Annotated in this window: 16 protein-coding genes; 2 read left to right on the top strand and 14 right to left on the bottom strand. The window is 42.4% G+C overall.

From position 1 onward, the window contains the following. The first annotated feature begins 12 nt into the window (after positions 1–12). Both NLF92_RS03015 and NLF92_RS03010 read left to right on the top strand, forming a co-directional pair. Entirely contained in the window at positions 13–600 is a 588-nt protein-coding gene (locus tag NLF92_RS03015; protein ID WP_254098740.1) for a phosphoheptose isomerase, read from the top strand. A gap of 73 nt (positions 601–673) precedes the next feature. Then, positions 674–1,258, top strand: a complete 585-nt coding sequence (locus tag NLF92_RS03010) for a BON domain-containing protein (RefSeq protein ID WP_254098738.1) — start codon at positions 674–676, stop codon at positions 1,256–1,258. A gap of 11 nt (positions 1,259–1,269) precedes the next feature. Here NLF92_RS03010 and NLF92_RS03005 read toward each other — a convergent pair whose 3' ends face one another. From NLF92_RS03005 to NLF92_RS02940, 14 genes are all read right to left on the bottom strand, one after another. After that, the gene (locus NLF92_RS03005) at positions 1,270–1,710 is read right to left on the bottom strand and encodes a ClpXP protease specificity-enhancing factor (RefSeq protein WP_254098902.1); all 441 of its coding nucleotides are present in this window, start codon (positions 1,708–1,710) and stop codon (positions 1,270–1,272) included. Positions 1,711–1,821: 111 nt separating this feature from the next. Next, on the bottom strand, positions 1,822–2,454 hold the full coding sequence (gene sspA, locus NLF92_RS03000; RefSeq protein WP_254098736.1) for a stringent starvation protein SspA: 633 nt from the start codon (positions 2,452–2,454) through the stop codon (positions 1,822–1,824). Between the two features lie 126 nt (positions 2,455–2,580). Beyond that, positions 2,581–3,318, bottom strand: coding sequence for a cytochrome c1 (locus NLF92_RS02995; RefSeq protein ID WP_254098735.1), 738 nt, complete (start codon positions 3,316–3,318; stop codon positions 2,581–2,583). After that, positions 3,318–4,580, bottom strand: coding sequence for a cytochrome b (locus NLF92_RS02990; protein ID WP_254098733.1), 1,263 nt, complete (start codon positions 4,578–4,580; stop codon positions 3,318–3,320). The genes NLF92_RS02995 and NLF92_RS02990 overlap by 1 nt, the downstream gene beginning before the upstream one ends. 10 nt (positions 4,581–4,590) lie before the next feature. Continuing rightward, positions 4,591–5,211 (bottom strand): ubiquinol-cytochrome c reductase iron-sulfur subunit, encoded by a 621-nt coding sequence (gene petA, locus NLF92_RS02985; protein ID WP_254098731.1) that lies wholly within the window; start codon positions 5,209–5,211, stop codon positions 4,591–4,593. Positions 5,212–5,453: 242 nt separating this feature from the next. Then, positions 5,454–5,846: a 30S ribosomal protein S9 gene (rpsI, locus tag NLF92_RS02980; RefSeq protein ID WP_254098729.1), complete on the bottom strand. Its 393-nt coding sequence runs from the start codon at positions 5,844–5,846 to the stop codon at positions 5,454–5,456. An 11-nt stretch (positions 5,847–5,857) separates the two neighbouring features. Beyond that, positions 5,858–6,286, bottom strand: coding sequence for a 50S ribosomal protein L13 (rplM, locus tag NLF92_RS02975; RefSeq protein WP_254098727.1), 429 nt, complete (start codon positions 6,284–6,286; stop codon positions 5,858–5,860). 178 nt (positions 6,287–6,464) lie between these two features. Then, on the bottom strand, positions 6,465–7,313 hold the full coding sequence (gene mazG / locus NLF92_RS02970; RefSeq protein ID WP_284700349.1) for a nucleoside triphosphate pyrophosphohydrolase: 849 nt from the start codon (positions 7,311–7,313) through the stop codon (positions 6,465–6,467). A gap of 39 nt (positions 7,314–7,352) precedes the next feature. After that, a complete protein-coding gene (relA, locus tag NLF92_RS02965; protein WP_254098725.1) occupies positions 7,353–9,500 on the bottom strand; it encodes a GTP diphosphokinase in 2,148 nt (715 codons plus the stop codon). An 11-nt stretch (positions 9,501–9,511) separates the two neighbouring features. Next, a complete protein-coding gene (locus NLF92_RS02960) occupies positions 9,512–11,008 on the bottom strand; it encodes a methyltransferase domain-containing protein (RefSeq protein WP_254098723.1) in 1,497 nt (498 codons plus the stop codon). Beyond that, positions 10,992–11,405, bottom strand: a complete 414-nt coding sequence (gene acpS, locus NLF92_RS02955) for a holo-ACP synthase (RefSeq protein ID WP_254098721.1) — start codon at positions 11,403–11,405, stop codon at positions 10,992–10,994. The genes NLF92_RS02960 and acpS overlap by 17 nt, the downstream gene beginning before the upstream one ends. 3 nt (positions 11,406–11,408) lie before the next feature. Continuing rightward, the gene (pdxJ, locus tag NLF92_RS02950) at positions 11,409–12,161 is read right to left on the bottom strand and encodes a pyridoxine 5'-phosphate synthase (protein WP_254098719.1); all 753 of its coding nucleotides are present in this window, start codon (positions 12,159–12,161) and stop codon (positions 11,409–11,411) included. Between the two features lie 46 nt (positions 12,162–12,207). Further along, positions 12,208–12,933, bottom strand: a complete 726-nt coding sequence (gene recO, locus NLF92_RS02945; RefSeq protein ID WP_254098717.1) for a DNA repair protein RecO — start codon at positions 12,931–12,933, stop codon at positions 12,208–12,210. 35 nt (positions 12,934–12,968) lie between these two features. Then, a complete protein-coding gene (locus NLF92_RS02940) occupies positions 12,969–13,268 on the bottom strand; it encodes a hypothetical protein (protein ID WP_254098715.1) in 300 nt (99 codons plus the stop codon). Between the last annotated feature and the right edge of the window lie 4 nt (positions 13,269–13,272).

Below are 13,272 nucleotides of genomic sequence, written 5' to 3'. Positions count from 1 at the left end.
AAGAGAACGCACATGATTGATAACATAAAAGCAAATTTCACCGAAAGTATCCAAACCAAGATAGCCGCTAGTGAAGTTCTACCTGAAGCGATTGCTGCGGCAGCAAACATGATGGTTGAAGCATTGATCCGCGGGAATAAAATCTTATCTTGTGGCAATGGGGGCTCAGCGGGTGATGCTCAGCATTTTTCTTCTGAGTTATTAAACCGTTATGAGCGGGACCGTCCAAGTCTTCCTGCAATGGCTTTAACGACAGATAGTTCCACGATTACCTCTATCGCGAACGACTATAGTTATGAAGAGGTGTTCGCCAAGCAGGTACGCGCACTAGGTCAACCTGGCGATATTCTCTTAGCGATATCGACTAGTGGTAACTCGGCCAACGTGATTAAGGCCATGGAAGCTGCATTATCTCGTGATATGACCATCGTCGCGTTGACTGGCAAAGATGGTGGTGAAATGGCTGGATTTTTGAGTGCGCATGATGTGGAAATCCGTGTCCCTTCAAATCGTACAGCCAGAATTCAAGAAGTGCATTTACTCGCCATTCACAACTTATGTGAATGCATTGACGATAGCTTATTCCCTCAGGATAACTAATTTACAATCATTTGGTTTCGAGGAACTCGTTTTATTAATTCCTTTGCTTAATTGAAAATCTGTGGAAAGTATTATGCGTAAAAAAATAAAATTCAGTTTGCTAGCCTTAGGCTTAACGACATTATTTACTCTGCAAGGTTGTACGGTGGTTGCTTTAAGCTCTGCTGTTGCAGTAGGCGCATCTTCATCTTCTGATCCGCGTAGTGTAGGTACCCAAATCGATGATACAAACAACGCATTGTCCATTGGTAACCGTATTACTAAGATTGAAGGCTTAAGTGCTGAAAGTAACATTGATGTTGAGTTGTTTAATCGCCAGTTATTACTTACTGGACAGGTAACTGATGCAAAATGGCTTAAACAAATTGATGCGGCTGTTAAACAAAATACCTATATCAAAAAATATCATAATCAGATTCGTATTGCGCCATTGGCCAGTGCGAAACAACAAGCCAAAGACATCATTATTGCTAATACTATTCGCGCAAAACTCATCGCTGATGATAAAGTATCGACGTCTAACATGAATGTTATTGTCAACAATGGCGAAGTTTTTTTGATGGGACTAGTGACGAATCAAGAAGCCACGATAGCTGTAGATATAGCACGTAATGTAAACAACGTTGTGCGCGTAAATCGTGTGTTTGAGATTATTTAGTTGTCGTGAGTTTACTTGACAACGGTGAGTGTCGGTTTGCCTTTCGGCTTAACTGGCTTGTCCGTTTCAGGTACTGGTTCATGCTCTTGGGTGTCTGTAACCGCTTCTAAAGGGCTTTCTTGGGCCGATTCGTCAATCTCTCTATCTTCAGGAGTAAAAACCGTTCCCGCCCCATTCTCGCGTGCATATATAGCCAACACGGCATGACAGGGCATACTAATCTCATATGGTTTACCACCAAAACGTGCTTGAAAGAATATTCCGTCGGGTGATAACGCAAAATTGACACAAGCAGATGGCGATACATTCAGAACAATTTGACCATCCTGGACAAATTGCATTGGTACAAATACGTTAGGTAACGAGGCATCCACAACTAGGTGCGGAGTTAAATCATTATCGACGATCCAATCATAAAATGCGCGCAACATATAAGGCTGGTTAGATGTCATTTTATGCTCGTCAGTAGAATTCATTGTATAGTATCACTTTGCTTAAAACGTTAGCTTTTAGACTGAGAAAGTAGACACACACTGTTCACAACAGTATGTGTCTACATCAATTTAGAGTGGTGCGTGGATCTCACGTTCTTGGTCAGTTAATGAAGCAATAAATGAACTGCGTTCAAAAATACGCTTCATGTAGTCCAATACTTCTTTACTGCCATTACCTGTTAAAGTGATATTCAATGCAGGAAGACGCCATAACAATGGTGCTAAATAACAATCCACAAGACTGAACTCTTCAGACATGAAATAAGGTGTATTAGCAAAAATAGGAGCAAGTGCAAGTAAGTTTTCACGCAGCTCATTTCGTAATGCTTCTGTATCACCATCACCACGGAAAATGTGACCGGCTTTGATATACCAATCTTGTTCAATACGGTGCATCAATAAGCGACTTTCACCACGTGCTACAGGATAAACTGGCATGAGTGGTGGGTGCGGAAAACGTTCATCCAGATATTCCATAATAATATCTGCTTTGTACAACGTTAAATCACGATCAACCAAAGTAGGCAACGTGCCATATTGGTTTAATTCTAATAACTCTTCGGGCAAGTTCATTGGGTCAACATAAGAGATATCGACACCGACACCTTTTTCGGCCAAAACAATTCTGACCTGGTGGCTGTATATATCAATATTATCTGAGAACAATGTCATTATTGAACGTTTGTTAGCTGCTAAGCCCATGTAGCTTTCTCCTGTAATGTACTCTCGTACATAATGAATATCGGAATTCGTTATAAATAGAAAAGGGGCGCAGTTGCCCCTTTTGGTATTATATCAGAAAATTAACTGAGATGAAGTAAGCAAATATTACTTCTTGATCCCACGCCAATAATCTTTCTTCAGTAAGTATGCAAAAACAAAGAATATGAAGATGAAAATCAAAACGCCTTTACCTAAGGCTTCAGATTCTAATCTTGAAGGCTCACCGGTATACTCTAAGTAATTCACCAAGTCCAAGATAGCCTTGTCATACTCTTCAGCATTTAGTTCACCATTGCCATCAGCAACAATACCAACATAACGCTCGACCATTTCACCATCAACCATCGCCTCTTCATAAGAGATACGTGGTGTACCTTGTAACTCTTGTAAAACATGAGGCATACCAACATTTGGGAACACCAAATTGTTCACTCCAAACGTTTTGCTGTCGTCGACATAGAAAGTACGTAAATACGTATACAACCAGTCGGCACCACGCACACGAGCTACCAATGTTAAATCTGGTGGTGGTGCACCAAACCACACAGCAGCGTCGGCTTGTGGCATAGGTGAAGTGATATAGTCAGTTGGTTTTTCACCAGTAAACTGCAAGTATTCTGTACCTAAATCAGTTGGAATACCTAAGTCTGCAAAAGTACGCGAGTAACGCTGATACTGTTGTTGGTGACAACCTAAACAATAATTCATGAAGATACGGGCACCATTTTGCAATGATGCTTGATCCGTTAAATCATAATCCGCTTTATCCAAAGGATGTAAAGAACCTGCTGCAAAAGCTAAGCTCGGTACTAATAAAGCAATAGCTAACAATAATTTTTTCATTAACGGATCCTCGTTGGTACTGGCTTGGTTTTTTCATTTTTACTATAAATCCACAGTAAACCAAAGAAACCAAAATACATTACAGTAGCAATCTGTGACGCAATGATTTTCCAGTTTTCTTGTGGCGTACCACCTAGGTAACCAAGGAAAATGAAAACAATAGCAAAGATAATTAGGTTCCACTTGTGGAGACCAGAACGATAGCGCCATGAGCGAACATTACCACGGTCCAACCAAGGTAAAGCAAACAATGCAGCAATAGCACCAAACATAGTTAAAACACCGAATAACTTATCTGGAACAGCTTTCAAAATCGCATAGAAAGGCGTGAAGTACCAAACAGGGAAAATATGTTCTGGTGTTTTTAACGGGTTAGCAATTTCAAAGTTAGGATGCTCAAGGAACTTACCGCCCATTTCTGGCGCAAAGAACATGACATATGCAAAACCTGCTAAGAAAATGGAGAAAGCAACCAAATCTTTCAATACAATGTGCGGGAAGAATGGAACAACATCATCCGCAATATCGTACTTGCTAGTATAATATTCATGGATTTCGTAGTTGGTTTTTTCTTCTTCTGAAAGGCTACCTTTCTTATGCTTAATCGCAATACCATCAGGGTTGTTTGAACCCACTTCGTGCAACGCAATGATGTGTAAGAATACTAAAATTACAATGACCAATGGCAAGGCAATAACGTGTAGTGCAAAGAAGCGGTTTAGTGTTGCACCAGAGATAACATAGTCACCTTGGATCCATACAACTAAATCTGGACCTATGACTGGAATGGCAGAGAATAAAGATACAATTACCTGTGCGCCCCAGTAAGACATTTGTCCCCATGGTAAAACATAGCCCATGAAAGCTTCAGCCATCAATGCTAAGTAAATAAGCATTCCGAAGACCCATAATAATTCACGAGGCTTTTGGTAAGAACCGTAAATCATGCCACGGAACATGTGCATGTATACCACGATAAAGAACGCAGATGCACCTGTTGAGTGCATGTAACGGATTAACCAACCGTAGTCTACTTCACGCATAATGTATTCGACTGAAGCGAAAGCACGTTCGGCAGAGGGTTCAAAGTTCATAGTTAACCAGATACCTGTCACGATTTGGTTTACTAAAACGATGGTCGCTAGGAAACCAAATACATACCAGAAGTTCATATTGACTGGTGCTGGATACTGGATTGCGTGCATATTAGCAACGCGCATCAATGGGATACGTTGCTCAAACCAATTTAATAATGCATTCATAATATTATCCTTATGCCTCTGAACCGATCAACAACGTGTTGTCATCAAGATATTGGTACGGAGGAACAACTAGGTTTAGTGGTGCAGGTACACCCGCGAATACGCGTCCTGCCATATCAAATTTAGAACCGTGACATGGACAGAAGAAACCTTCCGCAACGCCTTCAGCATATTCGGCAAAAGCGCCCTCAGCTAAATGCTGCGGTGAACAACCTAGGTGAGTACAAATACCCACTAAAACCAAATATTCGTCTTTCAAAGAACGGTAACGGTTTTGCGCAAAAGCGGGTTGTTGTTCATTTTCTGAATTTGGATCGCGTAGTTGGTCTTCATGTGCTTCTAACGAAGATAAAAGTTCAGGTGTACGACGTACTACCCAAACTGGCTTAGAACGCCACATGACTCGAATTAATTGACCTGGTGCGATACCACTGATATCGACTTCCACATCTGCGCCTGCTGCTTTTGCTTTAGCACTTGGATTCCAAGATGCAACAAAAGGAACTGCCGCGCCAACCGCTCCAATCCCGCCAATTACTGATGTCGCAACTGTTAAAAATTTACGACGATTAGTATTTTCTGGCTGATTGTCTGAGGCTGTTTGTTTTGCATCAACTGATACATTACTCATCCGCTATTACTCCAAAAATAATTCTGCGCGAAATATTAAAGAAAACACCCACTAAAAACAAGTCAATATAGTGTTTATCTGCATATATCTTCTAAGACATTTGTCTTTAATGGGTTATCTGCTTTACATACGGGATCTTTAGTGACAAAAATATTGAGCAAAATCAATAAAAACATTTATTTAACAATATTTTAAACCAAAAAAAACCGCTCGAATGAGCGGTTTTGATATTGAATAAACGCTTAACGTTTTGAGAACTGTGGACGCTTACGCGCTTTGTGAAGACCCACTTTCTTACGTTCAACTTTACGTGCATCACGGGTTACAAAACCTGCTTGACGAAGTGAAGGACGTAACGTCTCATCATATTCCATCAATGCACGAGTGATACCGTGACGAATAGCACCTGCTTGACCGCTGATGCCGCCACCAGAAACAGTTACGTATAAATCAAACTTTTCAGTTAATTCAACTAACTCTAACGGTTGACGCACGACCATACGTGCAGTTTCACGACCAAAGAAAACATCAATTGGACGTTTGTTGATTACGATATTACCTGTACCTGGACGTAAGAAAACACGAGCGGTAGAGCTTTTGCGACGACCAGTGCCGTAGTATTGAGTATCTGCCATTGTCTCGCTCCTTAAATGTCTAGTACTTGAGGCTGTTGAGCCGCATGGTTATGTTCTGTTCCAGCATAAACTTTAAGTTTACGGAACATTGCACGACCTAATGGACCTTTTGGCAACATGCCTTTAACCGCTACTTCTAAAACCATTTCTGGCTTCTTAGCGATTAGCTTTTCAAAAGTTGTATCTTTAAGACCACCTGGGTAACCAGAGTGAGCATAATACACTTTATCTTTAAATTTGTTACCTGTTACTGTGATCTTTTCAGCATTCACAACAACAATGTAATCACCAGTATCAACGTGAGGTGTATACTCTGGCTTATGCTTACCACGTAAACGTAGTGCTATTTCAGCCGCTAAGCGACCTAAAGTTTTGTCTGCAGCGTCAACTACATACCAGTCGCGTTCTACGGTCTCTGGCTTTGCAACAAAAGTTTTCATTCTATTTTCACCCGAAAATTAAATCGTTACGAATATTTTTACACCATGTAAAAATACGCTAAATCAATAACAAACCCCTTCGAGTTCAATGATTCTTCCATCTTCCCACAGATGGGTGTAACTGGGCAGGCGCAGAATTATACGTAAAAATGTAGAAAAATAAAGCTTTTTATCTCGATTATTTCTGCTTTTCTCTCGCTTTAACATCCACCCATAGGGCTTCAAGTTCATCAAGTGATTGCTCTGCTAAGATTTTGCCGTTATGTTTTACTGCTGTTTCGACCTGCATAAAACGTCTGGCAAATTTTTCATTGGCATCCAACAAGGCTTGTTCACTATTCACGCCTGCATGCCTTGCTAAATTTACAACCGCAAATAACAAATCTCCGATTTCTTCATGCACGTGCTCATTATGCCCCAAGGCTTCGGCTTCTTTTACGGCTTCTGACACTTCGCCAATTTCTTCTTGTACTTTAGCAAAAACGGGGGATATATCAGGCCAATCAAAACCTACTTTGGCGCATGCTTTTTGTATTTTATGAGCGCGTAACAACGGTGTCATCCCCACAGGGATATTGGCCAACACGGACGTCGAAGCTGATGCACTTTTCTCGGTTGCCTTTATGTTTTGCCATTGTTGTTCAACTTCTGCTGGAGTCAACGCACTGGTTTCATCGAAAATGTGCGGATGACGACGGATCAATTTTTGACAAACTGTGCGCGCAATATCGTTGAACGCAAACCACCCCTGTTCTTGGCCTAGCTGTGCATAAAACACGACCTGAAACAGTAAATCGCCTAACTCATCACAAATATTTTCTGGCTGTTCATGCATGATCGCATGGGCCACTTCATAGGTTTCTTCAATCGTATGCGGAATAATGCTTTGCATGGTTTGTTGTAGATCCCATGGACAGCCATCATCTGGATCACGTAATTGACGCATGATGGCTAATAATCCAGCCACAGGATCAGTATTGACTAACGCATCTAAGTCAGTAGTTTCTTTAGTTTGGTGTAAATTCAATTTCGCTCCGACTGATTATCACTAAGTTGCTTTTAATGCTTAGCTATTGATTTTGTACACATCTATCACACTGCGTATTTTACGCAAACGTGTGAGCAATAGGCTTAAACGGTGAACGTCTTTGACTTCGACTTTTAACTGAATCTCACAGGTATTGTGCGTCACATCAGAAGCAGTTTGCATACCTAGTACCGGCACCTTGTCATTTCCGAGTACGGTGGTGATCTCTTTTAGTATTCCCGTCCGATCATGTGCTTTTAACACAATATCTGCCGCAAAGCCGGCATCTAACTCACCCGACCAATTCACTTCTATCTCTCGTTCAGGGTGCATACTCAACAAGTGTGTTAATTGTTTACAATCTGTGCGATGAACACTTACACCTCGTCCTTGCGTGATATATCCTAATATAGGTTCTCCTGGAATCGGTTGACAACATGTCGCTAGTTGGCTCAACAAGTGCCCCACCCCTTCCACTTCAACCGTATTTTGCTTGCCTTTGCGAGGAGCGCGTTTTTTAATGGGGATATTTTCTGGCTCAGGCTCTGGTTGCAATAATTGTTGTAAATAACGGACCAATGACATGACACGCACATCACCTGCACCAACAGCTGCAATGAGATCATCCGCCGTTTTCATGTTAAATTTGTCAACCGCATGACTGACGTCTTTGAGAACCAAAGAAACTTTATTCAACTCACGCTCTAACAGTTCTTTACCAGCTGTTAAATGCTGCCCTTTATCGAGCTTTTTGAAGTAAGTATGGATTTTGGCTCGTGCTCTTGAAGAAAAGACATAGCCGAGTCCTGGATGCATCCAATCTCGTGATGGATTCATTTGCTTACCGGTTAATATCTCAACTTGATCACCGGATTGTAATTCATAAGTAAATGGGACGATACGACCATCCACTTTGGCGCCGATACAACGATGCCCCACATTCGAGTGAATATAATAGGCAAAATCTAGCGGCGTTGAACCGACTGGCAAATCAATGACATCACCTGAAGGTGTAAAAACATACACTCGGTCATCAAAAACTTGAGAACGAAACTCCTCGACAATGTCACCAGACTCGGCGACTTCTTCTTGCCAAGCCAAGATTTTACGCAACCAATTGATTCTTTCTTCCGCGGCAGAGACCTTGGCTTTGTGATCCTCTTTGTACTTCCAATGAGCAGCAACACCCAGTTCAGCATCATCATGCATTTGTTGCGTACGGATCTGAATCTCTATCGTACGCCCTTCTGGTCCTTTGATCACTGTGTGAATAGATTGATAACCATTGGGTTTCGGCGTGGCAATATAATCGTCAAACTCACTGGGGATATGTTGCCAAGTCGCATGCACATGCCCCAGTACGGCATAGCAATCTTGTAACGTCGCCGCAATTATCCTGACGGCTCTAATATCAAATAATTGCTCAAAAGAGAGATTTTTCTTCTGCATCTTTTTGGCAATACTAAAAATATGTTTAGGTCGCCCATATACGGTAGCTTGGACGTTTTGAGCTTGGAGAGCCGCGCTTAGCTCAGCTAAAAAGTCATCAATGTAAGTCTGCCGGTCGGCTCGTTTTTGATCTAACCACGCCGCGATTTCCTTATATCTTTTAGGATGTAAATAGCGAAAGGCCAGGTCTTCTAATTCCCATTTTAGCTGACCGATACCCAGGCGATTGGCCAAGGGTGCATAGATCGTAGAACACTCTCGCGCCACTAAAACTCGCGTTTCCTCGTCTGCCTTTTTAACCTGTTGCAATGTGCAAATACGTTCAGCCATTTTGATGACTACCGCCCGAACGTCTGCGACCATAGCGATCAGCATCTTGCGAATATTGTCGACTTGTTGTTCATCATGTTGATGTTTTGCATGCAAGGCTCGAATGGCGTCCATTTGACGCACGCCCTCTAATAAGTCAGAGATTTCAATACCGAAATCGTCTTCGATATCTTGTTTGGAAAGATTGTGTTGTTCGCAATATGGAAACACTAACGCAGCTTGGAGCGTCGTATCATCCATATTCAACTCGGCCAAAATTTCAACCATTTCTTGGCCAATTAAAAGAATTTCTGGGTTTTCCGTCAGATTGATGAGTTTGTTTTTCGTTTCATCAGAAACCATTAACCCTGACAACCAACTTTGGAAGTCTGGCCTATCGGGTTGCTGTACACTTCTTATAGTGACCATGTGGTATTTCCCTATGCACTTTTTACCAAGACACTAAATAATTCTGTATGTGTCGTCTCTCTAAACATATCCATACAATACGCTTGCTTCAAGACAAATCCACTATCTAATAAAACACCAATATCTGTCAACCATGTTTGTGGCTGACAAGAAACATACACAATGCGTTCGATCGCGCTGAGGTCCATATTTGCTAAAATGGTATGCGCACCTTGGCGAGCTGGATCCAATAACAATTTATTCGGTGCTAAAGATTGAATAGCAGGTATGACATTTAACTCAGTTAAATCGGCATGGATAAAGCTCGCATTAGTCAGCCCTTGCGACAGTGCTGCGGCGTTTGCTTGGTCCACCATACTCGCAACTCCCTCCACACCGAGTACTGATACGCCTGTACTGGCTATGGGCAAAGTGAAATTACCGCTGCCACAAAACAAATCTAACACACGATCTTCTGCAGCGAGGGCTAATGCAGTGATTGCGGCTGACACCATATGCGTATTAACCACCGAATTCACCTGCATAAAATCATCTACCTGCACTGGGATCGCCAAATCATTAGCAGAAGATAGTGTAAACGCCGGAGTGACGCATTGTGAACTTTGCTCTAACACCCCATAATTTTGGCTGCTCAGCCAAGTTATTGCCGCATTAGACACATCCAGTGCTTTGCGATTTATAACAAAGTGTATTGAATCTTCAACCGCTTCCTCTGATGTCGTGCCCGCAGTACTCTGCTGGCTCGTTGATAGCCTCATTGACGATGGGTTAGCGAGTTTCTCTCGTAACTGAGTGCGCCAATAACTCATCTCTTTGAAGGCTTGCAACGGAAGTGGTTTTGCCGCATGAAAGACAACGACAATACCTTCTCGGACATGCAGCAATTCAATATGCCCGACTTTATTTAACCAAGTCCAAGTTTGCTGGGTTAATAAACTCAATGCATCTTGTAACTCAGGAATGACCACTCGACAGTGGTCTATTGGCACGACAGCTTTGGATTGGGCTTGACGAAAACCAATCTTTGGTGCGTTAGCGTTACGCGCATCAATTGCCAAGCGCACTTTACGGCGGTAAGCCTCTGGAGAGGCTACAGGTGGAGTCCAAACCTCCTTGCTGATGCCATACTCTCGGGTAAGTGCTTGACTTAACGTATCTTGTTTTAAAGCTAAACCGGCTTCTGCATCGACATATGCAAATTGGCACCCTCCACAACGTGGGGTTTGTGCAGCAAAGTGTCCCAGAGCATGAGGACAGTCTGGGACTTTACGAATTGTTGCTGGCTCTAACACTTTGGATACATCACCCAACCAAACATTTTTGCGTTTTTGTGTGATATTGACCTGACAGGTTTCCCCGGGTAAAGCACCATTGGCAATAACAACAGGCTCATGGTCTCGATCAATAGCCTGGCTGTGTAGTGTCATTGCAGTGAAGGAACTGGAGACTTGAGTTGGAGTGTGCGCTTTGCGTTTTGTGTTTTTTTTAGGCTTAAATATTTGTGCCATGCGCTGAACCTTCTGCAGTATTTGCTTCTAAAATGACTGTTGCAACCGCATACTCTTGTTCATCACTAATAGAGATAAAACTACTCGTTACCCCCATAGACAATGCTATTTTTGCAAAGCCACCGGCAAATTGTAACAGTGGCTGGCCTTTATCCGTGTGCGTTAACCAAATATCCTGCCAACTCACACCATGACCGATACCGGTACCCAAGGCTTTGACGGCCGCTTCTTTGGCAGCAAAACGTTTAGCTAAAAAGCGTTGTGGATGAGCGGTTTGGGCAAATGTTTCAAATTCAGCGGATGTGAGTACTTTTTTGGCGACACCAGGACGTTCCCGGTTGATGGTACCAAAACGACTTATTTGGACAATGTCCGTACCCAGCCCAACAATAGCCATATCTTAACGCAACTCGATAAGTGCTTGGGTACGTGCTTCTTGCATAATATTGCGCATATCTTTAACCGCATTCGCTAAGCCATCAAACATGGCTCGCGCCATAATAGCGTGACCAATATTTAACTCGATGATTTCAGGTAACGCAGCGATGGGTTTGACATTGTGATAATGCAAACCATGCCCAGCGTTTACGTGCAAACCCAATGAATGGGCGTAGGTAATACCGGTTTTCAGCTTGGCCAATTCTTGTTCGGCAGAAGCAATCGTTGGTGCGTCCGCATATTGACCGGTATGAATTTCGATATATGGTGCAGCGCAAGACTGCGCAGCTTCAATTTGTTTTTCTTCAGCGTCGATAAACAACGATACCAAAATACCCGCTTCAGCCAGTTGCCCACAAGCATCTTGCATGCGTGCTAAGTTACCCGCAACATCCAAGCCACCCTCAGTAGTCAATTCGGCGCGTTTTTCTGGTACCAAACAACAAAATGCGGGTTGTGTTTTGAGTGCAATGGCGAGCATCTCGTCGGTTACAGCCATCTCTAGATTCATACGAGTATTAATCGTGCGCGCTAAAATTTCAACATCCCGATCATTGATATGACGACGGTCTTCACGCAGGTGAACCGTAATACCATCAGCGCCAGCTCTTTCTGCAATATCAGCGGCATGTACCGGATCTGGATAAGACGTACCACGGGCGTTACGTAAGGTCGCTACATGATCAATATTGACACCTAAAAGTACTTCATTCATGGGTAATTCTCTGGCAGTGATATGGTTAAGTTAGATTATCGCTTATTCAACTTTGGGTTACAAATAATTCACGACTTTTCAGCGGTTTATTGCCGAGTAAAGGAGATAGAGCAAAACGAGTGAGATATTTGGCAAGCTGCAAGCTTTGTGCTGACCATTCTTGTTGAAGAACAGCGGTTAAAAGTGCTCCAGAAAATTGACGCAAGTGCGGATAATGTTGAGCCGCCACAATACCAATTTCAGGTTGAAAGACATAAGCTTGGTCCACTTGAATAAACTCTTGGGAGAGTGCATCCACACCAAGGTCAGGCAAATACCCTAATTCGTCTAACAAAGCCAATTCAAACTCACGCAAAATCTGCTCCTGCCGTGCTTTTACTATATCTACAGTATTGCCAGATAATGCTTGGAGTTGCTGTAAACAAGCAACATACTGGGTAAGTAGATCAGGGCAAAGAATGTGTTCAGGAAGACAGCGATTGATGAGTTCATTCACATACATACCACAAAATAACCTTTCTGCGGTTAATTGATGCGGTTTCTCAAGCACTTCAGCCCGTATGAGGTTTTTCATTTCACCTTTGCCAGAGAGTTCACATTGGACGTATTGAAAAGGTTGTAAAACACTTTTACGGTCGGATTTAGGACTGCGTACACCTTTTGCCACAAAACGACATTTGCCTAACTCAATCGAAAATACATCGACCAAAAAACTCGTCTCGCGATAAGGGCGACGATGTAAAATGTAACCATGTATCTGCTGATTAGCCATGCTTGACCTTGTTAGACAATATTATTGGTAATTTGTTATAAGCGTTTTATACGGACTATTTTAAAGCGTTCAAACTCCATGCCTGCTATTTCAGTCGGATCAGGATAGTACGTAATATTAACCCGAGCCCCATGTAACGATTTATAACGTTTTTTACGTTTGAAATAAAAAGGCACGTCAGTCCCCTCTATCAACAAAGTATGAATAATCCAATCATCTTCTTCACGCTGTACATGTGACGTCACTTTTTGACTGGTGGACTGGGTCAACTCTGGGTGTTTGTCTAACAACTTAGCCATGTCAGGCGATAAACCGTCGCGTTCATTAAAAGCCATCTAC

The organism is Opacimonas viscosa (assembly GCF_024199005.1).
Taxonomy (GTDB): Bacteria; Pseudomonadota; Gammaproteobacteria; order Enterobacterales; family Alteromonadaceae; genus Opacimonas; species Opacimonas viscosa.
Note: the sequence above shows the minus strand (reverse complement) of the source record. Positions and strands in the feature narration are given on the sequence as shown.